Raw genomic sequence first — 17,113 nt, forward strand, 5'->3', positions numbered from 1 at the left:
AACCCACAACAGTTGAGCCTCGCAATATGCGGAAGCTGAACCGGACAGCCGTGGGCTTGTCCCGGCCATCCACGTCGTTCGGCATCCTGGGAAAGACGTGGATGCCCGGGACAAGCCCGGGCATGACGGAGAAACTAATAAGCAGATGCTCGGGCACCGATATGAAGCACAGCGCAATCATCCCAGAGGGGCAGGAGGCGCCGCCGATTCAGATCCGGGCGCCCCTACTCCGCCGCGGTCACGCTTTCCGCAGCCTTGGCTCCGCTGCCGTAGCGCTGGTCGATGTAGTCGATCACCAGCGCCTTGAAGTCGGCGGCGATGGTCGGACCGCGCAGGGTGCGGAACTTCTTGCCGTCGACGAACACGGGCGCGGCCGGGGCCTCGCCGGTGCCGGGCAGCGAGATGCCGATATTGGCGTGCTTGGATTCGCCGGGGCCGTTGACGATGCAACCCATGACGGCGACGTTGAGCGCTTCCACGCCCGGATATTGCGTCTTCCAGGCCGGCATCTCCTCGCGGATGAAGTCCTGGATCGAGCGCGCCAGCTCCTGGAACGTGGTCGAGGTGGTGCGGCCGCAGCCCGGGCAGGCCGCCACCAGCGGCACGAAGGTGCGGAAGCCCATGGTCTGCAGCAGCTCCTGCGCGACCTGGACCTCGAGCGTGCGGTCGCCGCCGGGCTCCGGGGTCAGCGAGATGCGGATGGTGTCGCCGATGCCCTGCTGCAGCAGGATGCCGAGCGCGGCCGAGGAGGCGACGATGCCCTTCGAGCCCATGCCGGCCTCGGTGAGCCCGAGATGGATGGCGTAGTCGGAGCGCGCAGCGAGGTCCTGATACACCGCGATCAGGTCCTGCACGGCCGAGACCTTGGCCGAGAGGATGATGCGGTCCTTCGGCATGCCGAGCTCCTGCGCACGCTCCGCCGAGTGCAGCGCCGACTGCACCATCGCCTCGCGCATCACCGCGCGCGCATCGCGCGGGTTTGCGGAGGCCGCGTTCTCGTCCATCAGCTTGCTGAGCAGCTCCTGATCGAGCGACCCCCAATTGGCGCCGATGCGCACCGGCTTGCCGTATTTGTTGGCGAGCTCGATGATGGTCGAGAACTGGGTGTCGCGCTTGTCCTTGAAGCCGACATTGCCGGGATTGATGCGGTATTTCGCCAGCGCCTCGGCGCAGGCGGGATAGTCGGTCAGCAGCTTGTGGCCGATGTAGTGGAAGTCGCCGATCAGGGGCGTGGTGACGCCGCGCTTGTCGAGCTGCTCGCGGATGTGCGGGACCGCCGCGGCGGCCTCGTCGCGATCCACGGTGATGCGGACCATCTCCGACCCGGCGCGCGCCAGCGCTGCGACCTGGGCCACCGTCTGCTCGACATCGGCGGTGTCGGTGTTGGTCATGGACTGGACCACGATCGGCGCCCCGCCGCCCACGGCGACGTTGCCGACCATGACTTTGGTGGTCTGATGCCGGGGAGCGGGTCCGGCGACATCGGTCTGGGTCAGTGTCTCGGGCTTGTTCATGGGCGCTCGGATATCAGGTTTTGGTGACATTCAGCAATGGATCAGTCGCGGCCAGGACCACGCGGTTCGGGCGGTTTACGAGAAAAAGCCCAACGATCACAAGCACGGCGGCCAGGCCAAAGGCCAGCGTCAGGGCGTCATGCAGGATGAAATAGCTCGCCACCACCCCGAATAAAGGGGTGATGAAGGTAAATGCCGACAATTTGCTGGCCGAGTAGGCCTTGATCAGCGCGAACCAGATCGTGAACGTGGCCCCGACCACCCAGATCGACTGGTAGGCCATCAGGCCGGTCACGAACGGGCTGGGAACCTGATGGAGCCGTTCCCCGGCCAGCAGGGCGGCCGCCCCCAGAATCGGAATCGACATGGCAACCTGGTACGCAAGGGCCTTCTCCGGGGGTGCGAAGCGGAGCCGGGTGCCTTTCGCGACGACCGTGGTCGCGCCCCACAGCAACCCGCCCCCGACCACCATGAGGTCGCCCAGCAGCACGGTTCGATCGACATTGGCCTGGGGAACGCCGATCGCGAGCGCCACGCCCGCGAAGCTGAGCGCCAAGCCCGACCATTGCATGGCGCCGAGCCGCTCGCCCAGGAAGCGGTAGGAGCCAAGCGCGACGAAGAAGGGCGCGGTGTAGAGGAACACGACCGCGCGCGAGGCGGACGTCAGCAGCAATCCGCCATAGATCAGCACGAACTCGACGCCGAACATCGTCCCGGCGATCAGGCCCGGGCCGAGCGTGCCGTCGCGCTCGAACATCTTCACGCCGCGCACCCGGGCGATGAGCAGGAGCACGGGCAGCGCGCCGGCCGAGCGCAAGGTCGCCTGCAGCATCGGCGGAATCTCCGGCAGCGCCAGCTTGACCGCGATCTGGTTGAAGGCCCAGGAGATGCAGAGCACGAAAATGACGGCGATGGCGCCGGGGCCAAGGGGACGGGTCACGGCGGACGAGGTGGGCGTTGCGGACACGAGGACGTGGACTCCCGAAAGCGTTTCCTTGTTGGACCGCGATTGAACCTGCGGTCGGCGTGGCCGCGATCCGCCCGAGACGAGGCTGATGTGGCTGCTGCAACGGCACTGGTCACCTCGCCCCGCTGGCGGGGAGAGGGGCGCACCAGCCTCGCGGCAAGGTCATCGCATACGACGGTCGGTCACATGTGTACAGCTGTGCGACTTGAGCTCCAGTGACCGACCTCACGCCGCCTTCTGGCAATGGGCGCACAGCCCGGTGATCTCGACGACCGACAGTTTCGGCGTGAAGCCCGATGCCGCGGCAGCCAGCTTCAGGCTTTCCGCGATCGGCGCGGCCGGAACCTCGCCCACGGCGCCGCAGCTCTCGCAGATCAGGAATGCCACCAGCGCGGTCTGTTCGTGGTCGTGAGCGCAGGCGAGGAAGGCGTTACGGCTTTCGATGCGGTGCACCAGACCGTTGGCCATCAGGAACTCGAGTGCGCGGTAGACCGTGATCGGCGCCGGCCGCGCGGCCACCTTGGCGAGTTCCTCGATGATCTCGTAGGCGCCGAGCGGCCGGTGGCTCGACAGCAGCGCCTCCAGCACCTGGCGGCGCTGCGGCGTGAACTTCTGGCCACGCTGGGCGCAGATGCGCTCGGCATGGTCCAAGGCATCGGCCGCGCAGCGGCCATGATCGTGGTCCGGCGCCGGGAAGGTGGGTTTTGCGAGGGTCATTGGCGACAATCTAGCATCTCGGGCCGCTCTCGCCAAAGGCCGCGGCCGAGCCATGCATCTGCGGCGGAGCGGGTGCGCTCGGCGGGGACATGAAATATTCATAAGCTTGCTTATTATATCCAAGGCTCATTACAGCCAAAGCTTAGTTCCCTCCGATCCCGAATCGAGACCGCCATGAGCCGCACCTCCGCGGACGCCAACTTCCTGTTTACGCTCGGCGAGCTGCAGCGCCTGATGCGCGCCTATGCCGACAAGGAGGCCGCGCGCTTCGGCATGACCCGCGCGCAATGGGCCGTGCTGGCCAAGGTCGAGCGCAACGAGGGGATGAAGCAGTCGGAGCTGGCCGAGCAGCTGGAGATGCAGCCGATCACGCTGACACGGCTGATCGACAAGCTCGCCGAAGCCGGGCTGATCGAGCGCCGCGGCGACGACACCGACCGCCGCGTCAACAGGCTCTATCTGAAGAAGGCCGCGCGCCCGCTGCTCGCCAAGCTCGGCGTGCTCAAGGCCGAGCTGACCGACACCGCCCTTCAGGGCATCAGCGCCGGTGATGCCGAGCGGCTGATGACCCATCTCGAAGCCATCAAGGAAAACGTGAGAAACGCCCTGCAGTCGCTGTGCGACGAGCAGCGAAAGGAACAGCGCTATGGCTGAGCCCGCCCTGAAACTCGCCCCTGAACAGAAGGCCAGCCCGGATGCGGCGGCGCCCGCGGCCGCGGCCGCGAAGCCGGCGCGCCCCGGATTCCTGCGCCGCTACCGTCGCACCTTGCTGCTGGTCGTGCTGCCGCTCGTCGCCGCCATCGGCGGCCTCGTGCTGTATCTCAATGGCGGCCGCTACGTGACGACCGACGACGCCTATGTCGGCGCCCAGAAGGTGCTCATCACGCCCGATATCTCCGGCAAGATCGTCAAGGTCGTCGTCAAGGAAGGCCAGCAGGTGCAGAAGGGCGACGAGCTGTTCGAGATCGACCCCGTGCCCTATCGCCTGGCGGTCGACCAGGCCAAGGCGGCGCTGGAGCAGGCGCGGACCAACTACGACAACCTCACCGCCAACATCAAGATCTACGGTCAGATGCTCGACCTCGCCCAGCAGGGCATCGAGCTCAAGCAGAAGGACGTCGAGCGCAAGCAGACGCTCGCCAAGAACAATTTCGGCTCGCAGCTCGACCTCGACAACGCCGCGAACGCGCTGGTGACGGCGAGCGCGCAGGCGCAGTTCATCAAGCAGCAGCTGTCGAATGCCAGGACGCAACTGCTCGGCAATCCCGAGCTGCCGCTGGAGCAGTTCCCGCCCTATGTCCAAGCCAAGGCCAAGCTCGACGATGCCCAGCGCGACCTCGACCACACCACCTTGCGCGCGCCGATGCCGGGCATCGCCACCCAGGTCGACCAGATCCAGCTCGGCCGCTTCGTCACCGCGGGCACGCCGGTCTTCTCGGTGATCGACATCGCCAATCCCTGGGTCGACGCCAATCCGAAGGAGAGCGACTTCACCTATGTCGCGGTCGGCCAGCCGGTCGAGCTCGACGTCGACGCCTTCCCGAACCACCGCTTCAAGGGCACGGTCGGCTCGCTGTCGCCGGGCACCGGCGCGCAGTTCGCAATCCTGCCGCCGCAGAACGCGACCGGCAATTTCGTCAAGGTCGTGCAGCGCGTGCCCGTCAGAATCCATTTCGACAAGTCCGACAAGTTCGTCGCGAAGCTGAAGGCCGGCATGAGCGTCAACGTCTCGATCGACACCGGGCACGAGCGTTCGCTGGCCGGGCTGTTCGGATCGGCGCACGCGGCGGACAAGGACGAGTAGCGTCATGACCGCGCCGGCAGCCTCATCGGCGGTTCCGGGCCTGCGCCGGAACATGGTGACGATCTGCGCCATGACGGCGACGATCATGCAGGCGCTCGACACCACCATCGCCAACGTCGCGCTGCCCTACATGCAGGGCACCTTGTCGGCGTCGCAGGACCAGATCAACTGGGTGCTGACGTCCTACATCGTCGCCGCCGCGATCATGACCGCGCCGGTGGGATGGATCGCCAACCGCTTCGGCCGCAAGCGCACCTTCATCGTCTGCTCGGCCGGCTTCACCATCGCGTCCGTGATGTGCGGGCTGGCCCAGGACATCACGCAGATGGTGCTGTTCCGCCTGCTGCAGGGCGTGTTCGGTGCCTCGCTGGTGCCGCTGTCGCAGGCGGTGATGCTCGACTCCTACGCGCTGCATGAGCGCGCCAAGGCGATGGCCATCTGGGGCATGGGCGTGATGCTCGGCCCGATCATGGGGCCGTCGCTCGGCGCCTGGCTGACCGAGACCTATTCCTGGCACTGGGTGTTCTTCGTCAACCTGCCGTTCGGCGCCGTGACCGTGCTCGGCCTGATGGCGTTCATGGAGGAAACCAAGCCGAACGCGGAGCTGACCTTCGACTGGTTCGGCTTCGCCGCGCTCGCCATCGGCATCGGCTCGCTGCAGATCGCGCTCGACCGCGGCGAGGATCAGGGCTGGCTGGAGAGCAACGAGATCATCATCGAGTTCATCGTCGCCGGCGTCGGCTTCTATTATTTCCTGGCGCATTCGCTGACGACGAAGCGGCCGTTCATCCAGTTCGCGCTGTTCAAGGACCGCAACTTCGTCGGCGGCTGCGTGTTCATGACGGTGATGGGCTTGGTGCTGTTCTCGACCATGGCGCTGTCCTCGCCCTATCTGCAGAACGTCATCGGCTATCCCATCATCACCGCCGGCGTCCTGCTCGCGACCCGCGGCTGCGGCACCTTCGTCGCGATGATGCTGGTCGGCCGCCTGCTGCGCTACATCGAGGCGCGGACCTTGATCGTGGTCGGGCTGGCGCTGACGGCGCTGTCATTGTTCCAGATGACGGCGTGGACCGACCAGACCGGCGTGCCCGAGATCATCACCATCAGCATCATGCAGGGCTTCGGCTTCGGCCTCGTCTTTGTGCCGCTGTCGACCGTGGCGTTCCTGACGCTGCCGGGCGAGTTGCGCACGGATGGAACCTCGATGCTGACCCTGGTGCGAAATGTCGCAAGCTCGATCGGCATCTCCATCGCGATCGCGCAGCTCACCGAGGGAACGCGGCGCAACCACGCGATCCTGGTCGAGCACATCAATCCGTTCAATCACGCCCTGCAGATGCCCAATGTCGCCGGCCTGCTGAACCTGTCCACCGATGCCGGGCGCGCAATGGCCGACGCGATGGTCATGGTGCAGGCGCAGATCCTGGCCTTCTCGCACGACTACCAGCTGGTCATGACGTTCATCCTGGTGTCGATCCCGCTCGCGGTCATGATCGGCTCGACGCGCAGCGCGCTGCGCGCCCAGTCTGCCCCGGCCGACCACGCCGTGATGGAGTGACGCTTCCCCGTGACGGAAAATTCGCGTGCTGTTGAGACGCAGCGGGACCGGGATAGCAAAAAGGTGACCACGACGTGATGGATTTGTAACTTCAATCCGGCGCGTTTCCGGCTATCTTCTGTTCACCCCACTCGGTTCTCTGCGTATGAGTTGCGCGCAGAGACTGCACCTCATGAGCGCCCCACTCGTGATGTGCCGGGCGGGGGCGGTGGCTCCTCCAGCGCCGCCCCCAGCCCCGGGGCTTCCCTTTTCATGTGTCTTGCTTACGGCTTCTGCAGTGGCTCGATCTTCGGCCCGGCAGCGGTATTCGTCTCCGTGGCCGGCACGATCACACCCGCCAGCGCCTGCACCGGATCGTCGCCGGGCTTGAATCCGGACTGCACCAGGATCTCGTCGATCAAGGGCTTCAGCGCGTGCACGCGCAGCAGCTCGCCGGCGAGGCCTTCGCCGAAGCCGACATTGCCGCCAGCGCCGACATTGCCGTTGCCGCCGAAGGCGCCACCGGTGTGCAGGATGCGGACGTCCTTCAGGTTGGCGATCGGCTTGACCATCTCGCCGAGCGCGGCGGGCATGGTCGCGATGCGCTGCTTGGCGAGCTCGAAATCGATCACGTTGCTGCCGAGCTTGTTCTGCGCCTCGTTCTTCATCAGGATCACCGCGGCTTCCGCCTCGCCGATCTGGCGCACGCCGACGGCCTTGATCTTGTTGGCCTCGGCCTCCGCTTCGGCCAGGGTCTTCGCCGCCGCGCCGCGATCGACCGCGGCGCGCTTCTCGGCCTCGGCGGCAACGGTGATGCCGGTCGAGCGCTGCTCGGCCTCTTTCCGCGCCGCCATGACCGCGGTCTGACGCTCGCGATCGGCGATCTCGATGGCGCGCGCCGTCGTCACCTTTTCCTCCGCGGAGACCGCGAGCGCCTCGGCCGCCTTGGCGACCGCGCGCGCCTCCGAGGTTTCCTTGCTCTTGGTCGCGATCTGGATGTCGTTGTCCTGGGTGGCGATCTGGATCTCGCGGTCGGCGTCGGTCTTGCGGCGGTTGATCGCGAGATTGCTTTCGATCGCCGCGGTCTCGCGCACCTTCAATGCCTCGGCTTCGCGCTGGGCGATCTTCTGCTGCGCCTCGATGCGGGCATTCTCCTCGGTCTGCCACGCGGTCTGGGTGGCGCTCGCAACCTCGGCGCGGGTGCTCGCGGTCTTGTTGGCGATGTCGCGCTCCTGGCTGAGCTCGGCCTCCTTCTTGGTGCGCTCGATCGTCAGGGTGAGCTGGCGCGCCTCGAGGTCCTTCTGCGCAATCGCGACCTCGTTGTCGCGCACGATCGCGTTGCGGTCGCGGCGGCGGGTCTCGGTGACCGTTTTCAAGAGAGTGAGGCCTTCGGCGTCGAAGAAGTTCTCGGCGTTGAAGAACGAGATGTCGGTCTGGTCGAGCTTGGTCAGCGACACCGATTCCAGCTCCAGGCCGTTGGACTGCACGTCGGCCTCGACCGCGGCCTGGACGTGCTTGACGAAATCCGAGCGCTTCTCCTGCAGGTCCAACAGCTCCATCGTCGCCGCGACCGAGCGCAGTCCGTCGACGAACTTGGCCTCGACCTGGTCGCGCAGCAATTCGGCATTGTTGGTGACGGCGCCGAGCGTCTGCGCGGCCAGCGCGATCGAATCGACGTCGGGTTTCACGCGCACGTAGAATTCGGCGTCGATGTCCACGCGCATGCGGTCCTTGGTGATCAGCGAATCCTTCTTCGAGCGCTCGACGCGCAGCCGCAGCGTCTTCAGATTCACGCGCGCGATGGAGTGGAAGATCGGCAGCACCACGGCGCCGCCGTCGAGCACCACCTTCTTGCCGCCGAGGCCGGTGCGCACGAACGCCTCGTCGCGGGTGGAACGATGGTAGAGAACGGCAAAGACAGTGCCGAGAACGACCAGCAGCACAACGCCGATCGACGCAGGCAGAACCAGATCAAACATGGGATTTACTTTCGGGTTGAGGAAAGTGTCTTGGGCTAAAGTGTCTTGGAGCTCGTGAGCTCGTCGGCTGCGGCGATCGCGATGAAGCGACCGTCCTTGCGGTCGACGAGGAGAACCGATGCGCCCACCGGCAAGGAAGGCGAGTCCGGCGCGGCCGAGGCCGTCACCATGTGCCAATTGCCGTGGACGTCCTTGACGCGGACGCGGCCGGGCAGCCCGCCGTCGAGCGGGCCGATGGCGACCTCGCCGGTGCGGCCGACGAGATCGGACAGGCCGACCGCATAGCTCTCATCCTGCGGGACCAGCCGCGCCGCATAGCGCGTCGAGCTGCGCAGCAGCGGCACGGTGACGACGGCGGCGAGCACGCCCGCGGCCGTTGGCGGCAGCGCCACCGCTACCAGCCGCGCGGCATCCTGGATGAGAAAACCCGTGATCGAGAAGATGCCGAGCGCGAGCAGGATGCAGATCATCAGCGGCACACCGCCGACATTGATCCAGGACAGCACGTGACCGACGCTGGTGCTGTCGCCGTCGTGACCGAGATCGACGGTCTGGCCGAGCAGCTCGCTGATCGACAGGCCGATCAGCATCGAGCCGATCTCGACGCCGCCGACCAGCACGATCATCACGGCGGCGATCGCGAACGGCCGCACCTCGGGTTGCATGAAATGGTCGACGATGGTCATGGGACGACGCGCCCCTGCCCGTTCAATTCTGCGATTTCAGCCGTGCCAGCCGCTCGGCAATGTCCTTGTCGCGCTTCAGCTTCGACAATTCGTCGATGTCGGGCGACGGCGCGATGCCTTCCGCCACGCCGGTCGCGCGGGCGATGACGCGGGAGGCGCGCGCGGCCCTGGCGAGGCCGGTATCGCCCGACTTGCGCGATGTGGCCTTCGGCTGCTCGGCGAGCGCCTCGCTGCGCTCGAGCTCGACGAGACGCGCCTGCGCGTCCTGCAGGCTCGACAGGATCGCACGCAGCGTCGTGAGCACCGCATCGACGCGCTCGGCATTCTCGTCGATCGCCTTCGACAGCACCTCGAACTGGGCTTCGAGATCCATCTGCCGGGCGATGCCGGCGCGGGCGAGATCGTCGCGGTGCTCGGCGATGGCGACGCGGATCTGCTCAGCCAGCACGGTCGTCTCGCGCTCGATCTCGGCGCGACGGGCGTTGAGCCGATATTCCTCGGCGCGCGCATGCGACAGGCTCTCGCGCGATTCGCGCTCGGCCTGCTCGATCTCGCGGATCGCCTGGCTGACCAGCGCGACCCGATTCTTGTCCTCGGCCTTTTCGATCGCTCCATAAGCGATGCCGGCGATGAGGCGCCCGGCGCGTGACAGGAGCGTGTCGGGAGCCGGCGCGTGTTCGGCGAGCATGACGTGGTCCTTTCCTGGGCTGATGGTCGGATGTGAGCTGGCGGTGACGCCGAAACGGACTTCGACGTCGCCATTATCGGTGCGGACGAGTTGCGCCGGCGTCGCGTGCGTCCAGCCCGCGGCATAGCCGGTGACCTCGAACGGGATGGTGAAGCGGCCGAGGGCGGTGCCGAGCGACAGCGTGCCGGCGTCCCGAACATTCACCAGGCGGTCGTCGAGCGGCAGTCGCGGGGTCGATGCGGCGCGATAGGCGGCGCGGTCGCGCAGGCCGAGCGTGACCAGGCGCGAGGGCAGCCGGGTGGCCTTGCGGACCGGCCCATAGGCATGGCCGTGCAGCGCGACCAGATTGGCGCCGATGCCTTTGGCGGCAGCGATCTCGTCGAGCATGTCCATCATCCGGGCATAATCGGCGAAGGTCGCCTCGATCGCCGCCCGCGCCTCGGAGTTGGGGACGAGACGGTAGCGAACAGCCTGATCGTAAATTCCGGCCATGAGGAACATCAAAGCACTATTTTCGTGCTTTCGCAAGCCACCCTCTACCCCCGGGGAGCCGCACCTTTCCGTGACCACGCCGAACGCCGTGCACATGCAGATATGTCGCGCCGCCCCCAGCCGGCGGTTTAAGGCCGATGAACAATCTCTGGTGATCGTTAAGACGGCTGATAACGGCAGCGCCAAAAGCACGGCATTGACGTGCAACGTCGCGATGAACACGCCTGACGTGCAGCGACCTCAGTGGATGTCGGGACGATCAGTCCAGCAGATCGCGGCAGCCGAGGTCGTCGATGGCGAGGAAGATGCGCTCCAGATGAGCCCACCAGATCAGCGGCGGGATCTCGATCGCCCATTGCCAGACCGGCTTGGTGATGTGCCACAGCACGGCGTAACGATAGTCCCGATCGAACGCCGCGCGGTCATAGCCGGTGACACCATGCGCAACCAACGTCTCGTGATAGCAGTCGAGCAATGGCCGCTCGACGACGGAGCGGCGCTCGGGAAAGAGATGCAGCGCGATCATGTAGGCGAGATCCTGCGCCGGCACGTTGATCCGCCAATGGTCGAAGTCGAACACACGGACGTCATCGCTGCCTGCGGCCTTGGGCACGAGGAAATTCCAGACATGCGCATCGCCATGGGCGATGCTGAGATTTCGCCGCGAATGATAGCGCTCCAGAAGCTGTGGCGTGGCCGCGAGGAAACGCTCGTAGATGGCGCGACGCTCTGCGCTCAGCCGGTCACCCAGCTGATCGGCGAAGCGCGCGTAGTGGCCGGCAAACTCGCTGACATTCGCCGCCGTCTGCTCTGGTGTCGCGAAGCTACCGACGCTCACGCCGAGCCGCGGATCGTCCCACCACGCCGCATGCAGCCGCGCCAGCGCGCGCACGATTCGCTCGGCGTCCGGCACGGTCGGCGGCAGCGGCCATTGTGTCGCCATCCGATGGGTGTCGGTGAGATCCTCCAGCAGCAGGTGCCAGGTCATGGCGCCTTCGTCCCAGGCACCGCCGAAGCCGCCCGGCACGAGGCGCGGCGGCATGACCCGTGCCAGCTCCCGATAGAAGGTGACCTCGTGGCGGCCGCCCTGCCACAGCGTCTTGGCAAAGGCCGGCAGCGGGGTCTTCAGGATCAGCGTCTTCGGCGCATCCGGCGCGGCGCCATCGTAGGTCAGCCCAAGACGGATGATGCGCGACACCAGCATCGGGCGGTCGCTGATCACGGTGACATCCGACACCGTGCCAGAATCGAGCACGCCCGCGTCGCGCATCGTGGCCGTCAACGCGGCAGGCTCGGCAGCGGAGGGCAAGTCGGTTGAGGCCATGCGGGCGCTATCCCTTCAGGGTTGCAGCCTGGCCCACACTAGCATGGAAGTCGTTGAGCGCTACTTGATCGGCGCCCGCGGCAGTACGGTGTCGCCGGCTTCCATCCGGTAGACGTGATCGAGCGAGTACCAGGGCGCGGTGATATCGACCTCCGTCGGGTGCGGCGCATCGTGGCGAATGAAGTTGCCGAGCAGCGCCTTGGTCACGCCGAACTGCACGTCGCTGTCGATGTGCGGGTCGTTGGGGTCGTAGACCTGCGAGATCAGGACCTTGAAGCCGGGCTTGACGATCAGCGCATGCAGATGCGCCGGGCGATAGGGATGGCGGCCCTGCGCCTTCAGGAGACGGCCGACGACGCCGTCGGTCGGGATGGGGTAGCCGACCATCATCACCGAGCGAAACCAGAAGCGGCCGTCGGCGTCGGTCACGAGCTTGCCGCGCAGGTTCATGTCGGCCTGCTCCGGATCCTGGTTCTCGTAATAGCCGACCGGCGAGGCGTGCCAGACGTCGACCTCGGCGCCGGCAATCGGCGCGCCCTTCGGATCGACCACGCGCCCGTGCACGAACAACGCCGGACCCGGCGTCGCCGAACGCACGATCGAGCCGCCGTTCTCGGTAACAGGCGAATTCAGCCGCCAGAACGGGCCAAGCAGCGACTGCGCCGTCTCTGTGTTGCCGCCATCGCCATTGTTGAGCAGGCAGACCAGCGGCGAGACGCCGAGCGAGCCGGCCATCAGCACGACTTCGTTATGCGTGTCGTTGGTGCGCTGTCCGAGCTCGGCAATGATGGCGGCGGCTTCGCGAAATTCCGCCTCGGTCAGCCTGACATCGCGGACGAAGCCGTGCAGGTGCTTGATCAGCGACACCATGATCTCGCGCAGCCGCGGATTCTCGGTGGGCTCCATCACCGCCAATACGGCCGGCGTGACGTCCTGTTCGCGGGAGATGGTCATGGCGGCGCTCTCCGCTGTTTCCCCTCATGGTGAGGAGGCGCGAAGCGCCGTCTCGAACCATGAGGCCAGTGCCGGGCCTCATCCTTCGAGACGCCCGCCAAGAGGCGGGCTCCTCAGGATGAGGGTTTGGGATCAGTTGATCATCTCGACCGCCAGCGCGACGCCCTGACCGACGCCGACGCACATCGTGGCCAGCGCACGCTTGCCGCCGCGCACCTCAAGGCCGTGCACCGCGGTCATCGCGATGCGCGCGCCGCTCATGCCGAGCGGGTGTCCTAGCGCGATGGCGCCGCCATGCGGGTTGACGAAATCGGCGTCCTCGGCGACGCCGAGCTGGCGCAGGCAGGCGATGCCCTGGGAGGCGAACGCCTCGTTGAGCTCGATCAGGTCGAAATCGCTGATCTTCAAGCCGAGCCGCTCCATCAGCTTGCGCACCGCCGGCACCGGGCCGATGCCCATGATGCGCGGCGGCACGCCGGCGGAGGCGAGACCGAGCACGCGCGCGCGGGGCGTGAGGCCGTGCTTCTTCACCGCCGCTTCCGAGGCGAGAATCATGGCGGCGGCGCCGTCATTGACGCCGGACGCATTACCGGCGGTGACGGTGCCGGGATTGCGCACGATCGGCTTCAGCTTGGCGAGGGCTTCGAGCGTGGTCTCGGGGCGCGGATGCTCATCCTTGTCCACCGTCACAGGGCCGGCCTTGCCGCCGGGCACCATGACCGGCGTGATCTCGGCGGCGAAATAGCCCGACGCGATCGCCTTTCCGGCGCGCTGCTGGGAGCGGATCGCGAACGCGTCCTGGTCGGCGCGCGAGACCTGGAATTCCTCGGCGACGTTCTCGCCGGTCTCCGGCATGGAGTCGACGCCATACTGCTGCTTCATCAAGGGATTGATGAAGCGCCAGCCGATCGTGGTGTCGAAGATCTCGGCCGAGCGCGAGAACGCCTCGGTCGCCTTGCCCTGCACGAACGGCGCGCGCGTCATGGATTCGACGCCGCCGGCGATCGCCAGATCGACCTCGCCGGCGCGGATCGCACGTCCCGCCGCGCCGACCGCGTCGAGACCGGAGGCGCAGAGACGGTTCAAGGTCTGGCCGGGAATGGAATCCGGCAGGCCCGCGAGCAGCAGCGCCATGCGCGCGACGTTGCGGTTGTCCTCGCCGGCCTGGTTGGCGCAGCCGAAGAACACCTCGTCGACGGCAGCCCAGTCGAGATTGGGATGCTTCGCCTTGAGCGCCTTGAGCGGGGTGGCCGCGAGATCGTCGGTGCGCACCTTGGCCAGCGCGCCGCCGAAGCGGCCGATCGGAGTCCGCACCGCATCACAAATGAACACGTCTCGCATCGCTCTCTCCCGGGGATATCGGTGTTTCTGATCAAGAATTGACGGCGGTTTTAGGAGTGCGATGGAGGCAGGTCAAATGACGGGAGCGCGGGGTGGCATGCGCGGCGCTGTCGTATGCGACGCTCTCTCAACGCGAGCGGTGCGCCCCCTCCCCCGCTTGCGGGGGAGGGTTGGGGTGGGGGCCGCCCCAAGCGAGAATCCCCGTGAGGAGAAATTTCCCCCACCCGTATCGCATCTTCGATGCGATACGACCTCCCCCGCAAGCGGGGGAGGTGCGACAGCAGGCACCGCTCATCGTGGAAAACCGGGACATCGCCTGCAAAGCGGTAGGACCGTCCGGGCAAATTGGCTAGTTTCCGCGCCATGACGATCCAGCAACCCATCTCCGCCCCGGTTCCGCCTGACACCGCGCCCGCCGAGGCGCCGGCCAAGCTCACGCCGATGATGGAGCAGTATCTCGACATCAAGGCAGCGCATCCGGGGCTGATGCTGTTCTACCGGATGGGCGACTTCTACGAGCTGTTCTTCGAGGATGCGGAGGTCGCCTCGAAAGCGCTCGGCATCGTGCTGACCAAGCGCGGCAAGCACCTGGGCCAGGATATCCCGATGTGCGGCGTGCCGGTGGAGCGCTCCGAGGACTATCTGCATCGCTTGATCGCGCAAGGCATCCGCGTCGCCGTGTGCGAGCAGATGGAGGATCCGGCGGCGGCGCGGGCGCGCGGCAACAAGAGCGTGGTCAAGCGCGGCGTGGTGCGCGTGGTGACGCCAGGCACCTTGACGGAAGACAATCTGCTCGACGCGCGCGCCAACAACTATCTGCTGGCGATCGCGCGCAGCCGTGGCTCGTCCGGCGGCGACCGGCTCGGGCTCGCCTGGATCGACATCTCGACTTCGGACTTCATCGTCACCGAATGTGCCTTTGCCGAGCTCACGGCGACGCTGGCCCGTATCAACCCGAACGAGGTCATCGTCTCCGACGCGCTGTATTCGGACGCGGCGTTCGAGCCTGTGCTGCGCGAGCTCACCGCCGTGACGCCGCTGACCCGCGACGTGTTCGACGGCGCCACCGCAGAGCGGCGGCTGTGCGACTATTTCGCGGTCGCGACCATGGACGGGCTCGCGGTGCTGTCGCGGCTGGAGGCGACCGCCGCCGCTGCCTGCGTCACCTATGTCGAGCGCACGCAAGTGGGCCAGCGCCCGCCGCTGGCGCCGCCAGCGCGCGAGGCGACCGGCAGCACCATGGCGATCGATCCGGCGACCCGCGCCAATCTCGAATTGACGCGCACGCTCGCCGGCGAGCGGCGCGGCTCGCTGCTCGACGCCATCGACTGCACGGTGACCTCGGCCGGCTCGCGCCTCCTCGCGCAACGCCTCGCTGCGCCGCTGACCGAGCCCGCGCAGATCGGGCGAAGGCTCGACGCGGTCAACGTTTTCGTTGCCGATAGCGCCGCGCGCGAGGACATCCGCTCGATCCTGCGCGGCGCGCCCGACATGACCCGCGCGATGGCGCGGCTCTCGGTCGGCCGCGGCGGCCCGCGCGATCTCGCCGCTCTACGCGATGGCATCCTCGCCGCCGACCAGGCGCTGGAGCGGCTGTCGGCGCTCGACCAGCCGCCGCAGGAGATCGCCTCGGTGATGGCCGCGCTGGCGCGGCCGGCGCGCGCGCTGGCCGACGAATTCGCCCGCGCGCTCGACGAGCAGCTGCCGCTGATCAAGCGCGACGGCGGCTTCGTTCGATCAGGCTATGATGCGACCTTGGACGAGACGCGCAATCTGCGCGACGCCTCGCGGCTCGTCGTCGCCTCGATGCAGGCGCGCTACGCCGACCAGACCGGCGTCAAGGCGCTCAAGATCCGGCACAACAACGTGCTCGGCTATTTCGTCGAGGTCACCGCGCAGCACGGCGACAAGCTGATGACGGCACCGTTGAACGCGACCTTCATCCATCGCCAGACGCTGGCCGGCCAGGTGCGTTTCACCACGTCGGAGCTCGGCGAGATCGAGGCCAAGATCGCCAATGCCGGCGAGCGCGCGCTCAATCTCGAGCTCGAGATCTTCGACCGGCTGTGTGCGGCCGCGCTCGCGATCGGCGACGATCTGCGCGCCGCCGCGCATGGCTTTGCGATGCTGGATGTCGCCACCGCCCTCGCCAAGCTCGCGGTCGACGACAACTACGTCAGGCCCGAGGTCGATGGCTCGCTCGGCTTTGCCATCGAAGGTGGCCGCCATCCGGTGGTCGAGCAGGCCCTGAAGCGCGAGGGTCAGCCGTTCATCGCCAATTCCTGCGACCTGTCGCCGACGCCGGGACACAAGAGCGGCCAGCTGTGGCTGCTCACCGGTCCGAACATGGCGGGTAAATCGACCTTCCTGCGTCAGAACGCGCTGATCGCCTTGCTGGCGCAGATCGGCAGCTTCGTGCCGGCGAGCCGCGCCCGCATCGGCATCGTCGACCGGCTGTTCTCGCGCGTCGGCGCCGCAGACGATCTCGCGCGCGGACGTTCGACCTTCATGGTCGAGATGGTCGAGACCGCCGCGATCCTCAACCAGGCCGGCGAGCGCGCGCTGGTGATCCTCGACGAGATCGGACGCGGCACCGCGACGTTCGACGGTCTCTCCATTGCCTGGGCGGCGATCGAGCATCTGCACGAGAGCAACCGCTGCCGCACGCTGTTCGCGACGCATTACCATGAGCTGACGGCCCTCGCCGCCAAGCTGCCGCGGCTGTTCAATGCCACGGTGCGGGTCAAGGAATGGCAGGGCGACGTGGTGTTCCTGCACGAGGTGCTGCCCGGCTCGGCCGACCGCTCTTACGGCATTCAGGTGGCGAAGCTCGCCGGTCTCCCCCCGGCGGTGATCAGCCGCGCCAAATCGGTGCTGGCGAAGCTGGAGGCTCAGGACCGCGGCCAGAGCGCGCGTGCGCTGGTCGACGACCTGCCGCTGTTCGCGGTGCCGTCGCGCGCGGCCGTGGAGCCTGCGATGTCGAAGGAAGCGGAAGAGCTGATCGCCGCGGTCAAGGCGCTGCATCCCGACGAGATGACGCCGCGCGAGGCGATGGACGCGCTGTATCGGCTGAAGGCGAAGCTGCCGCGCAACTGATTTGTTTCTCC

The 17,113-nt window shown here is 67.0% G+C and carries 13 protein-coding genes; 4 read left to right on the top strand and 9 right to left on the bottom strand.

The window, feature by feature from the left end:
- Positions 1-224 precede the first annotated feature (224 nt).
- The 3 genes from ispG to ACQR2C_RS31130 all read right to left on the bottom strand — a co-directional run bounded on the left by ispG (position 225) and on the right by ACQR2C_RS31130 (position 3,198).
- Positions 225-1,514, bottom strand: a complete 1,290-nt coding sequence (ispG, locus tag ACQR2C_RS31120) for a flavodoxin-dependent (E)-4-hydroxy-3-methylbut-2-enyl-diphosphate synthase (RefSeq protein ID WP_316215289.1) — start codon at positions 1,512-1,514, stop codon at positions 225-227.
- Between the two features lie 13 nt (positions 1,515-1,527).
- Complete coding sequence (locus ACQR2C_RS31125) at positions 1,528-2,481, bottom strand: DMT family transporter (RefSeq protein WP_434847482.1); 954 nt, start codon at positions 2,479-2,481, stop codon at positions 1,528-1,530.
- Between the two features lie 225 nt (positions 2,482-2,706).
- On the bottom strand, positions 2,707-3,198 hold the full coding sequence (locus ACQR2C_RS31130; RefSeq protein ID WP_315751916.1) for a Fur family transcriptional regulator: 492 nt from the start codon (positions 3,196-3,198) through the stop codon (positions 2,707-2,709).
- A 174-nt stretch (positions 3,199-3,372) separates the two neighbouring features.
- Between ACQR2C_RS31130 and ACQR2C_RS31135 the strand changes: the two genes are divergently transcribed.
- Genes ACQR2C_RS31135 through ACQR2C_RS31145 form a run of 3 tightly spaced genes read left to right on the top strand, consistent with a single transcriptional unit; the run spans position 3,373 to position 6,563 of the window.
- The gene (locus ACQR2C_RS31135; protein WP_315803810.1) at positions 3,373-3,852 is read left to right on the top strand and encodes a MarR family winged helix-turn-helix transcriptional regulator; all 480 of its coding nucleotides are present in this window, start codon (positions 3,373-3,375) and stop codon (positions 3,850-3,852) included.
- Positions 3,845-5,002, top strand: a complete 1,158-nt coding sequence (locus ACQR2C_RS31140; RefSeq protein ID WP_434882836.1) for an HlyD family secretion protein — start codon at positions 3,845-3,847, stop codon at positions 5,000-5,002. The genes ACQR2C_RS31135 and ACQR2C_RS31140 overlap by 8 nt, the downstream gene beginning before the upstream one ends.
- 4 nt (positions 5,003-5,006) lie before the next feature.
- Positions 5,007-6,563, top strand: a complete 1,557-nt coding sequence (locus ACQR2C_RS31145) for a DHA2 family efflux MFS transporter permease subunit (RefSeq protein ID WP_315803812.1) — start codon at positions 5,007-5,009, stop codon at positions 6,561-6,563.
- A gap of 263 nt (positions 6,564-6,826) precedes the next feature.
- Here the strand turns inward: ACQR2C_RS31145 and ACQR2C_RS31150 are convergent, their stop codons facing one another.
- The 6 genes from ACQR2C_RS31150 to pcaF form a co-directional block, all read right to left on the bottom strand.
- Positions 6,827-8,521 (bottom strand): flotillin family protein, encoded by a 1,695-nt coding sequence (locus ACQR2C_RS31150; protein WP_315803813.1) that lies wholly within the window; start codon positions 8,519-8,521, stop codon positions 6,827-6,829.
- Between the two features lie 35 nt (positions 8,522-8,556).
- Complete coding sequence (locus ACQR2C_RS31155) at positions 8,557-9,207, bottom strand: OB-fold-containig protein (RefSeq protein WP_434882837.1); 651 nt, start codon at positions 9,205-9,207, stop codon at positions 8,557-8,559.
- A 22-nt stretch (positions 9,208-9,229) separates the two neighbouring features.
- Positions 9,230-10,396, bottom strand: coding sequence for a PspA/IM30 family protein (locus ACQR2C_RS31160; RefSeq protein WP_434882838.1), 1,167 nt, complete (start codon positions 10,394-10,396; stop codon positions 9,230-9,232).
- Positions 10,397-10,646: 250 nt separating this feature from the next.
- The gene (locus ACQR2C_RS31165; RefSeq protein ID WP_434874601.1) at positions 10,647-11,711 is read right to left on the bottom strand and encodes a phosphotransferase; all 1,065 of its coding nucleotides are present in this window, start codon (positions 11,709-11,711) and stop codon (positions 10,647-10,649) included.
- Positions 11,712-11,771: 60 nt separating this feature from the next.
- The gene (locus ACQR2C_RS31170) at positions 11,772-12,665 is read right to left on the bottom strand and encodes a dioxygenase (RefSeq protein WP_434882839.1); all 894 of its coding nucleotides are present in this window, start codon (positions 12,663-12,665) and stop codon (positions 11,772-11,774) included.
- A gap of 132 nt (positions 12,666-12,797) precedes the next feature.
- On the bottom strand, positions 12,798-14,006 hold the full coding sequence (gene pcaF, locus ACQR2C_RS31175; RefSeq protein WP_434882840.1) for a 3-oxoadipyl-CoA thiolase: 1,209 nt from the start codon (positions 14,004-14,006) through the stop codon (positions 12,798-12,800).
- A gap of 363 nt (positions 14,007-14,369) precedes the next feature.
- Between pcaF and mutS the strand changes: the two genes are divergently transcribed.
- Positions 14,370-17,102 carry a DNA mismatch repair protein MutS gene (mutS, locus tag ACQR2C_RS31180; protein WP_434839909.1) on the top strand — a complete coding sequence of 911 codons (2,733 nt, stop codon included), beginning with the start codon at positions 14,370-14,372 and terminating at the stop codon, positions 17,100-17,102.
- Positions 17,103-17,113: the final 11 nt, after the last annotated feature.

It is taken from the genome of Bradyrhizobium sp. HKCCYLRH3061 (genome assembly GCF_051168015.1).
Classification (GTDB): domain Bacteria; phylum Pseudomonadota; class Alphaproteobacteria; order Rhizobiales; family Xanthobacteraceae; genus Bradyrhizobium.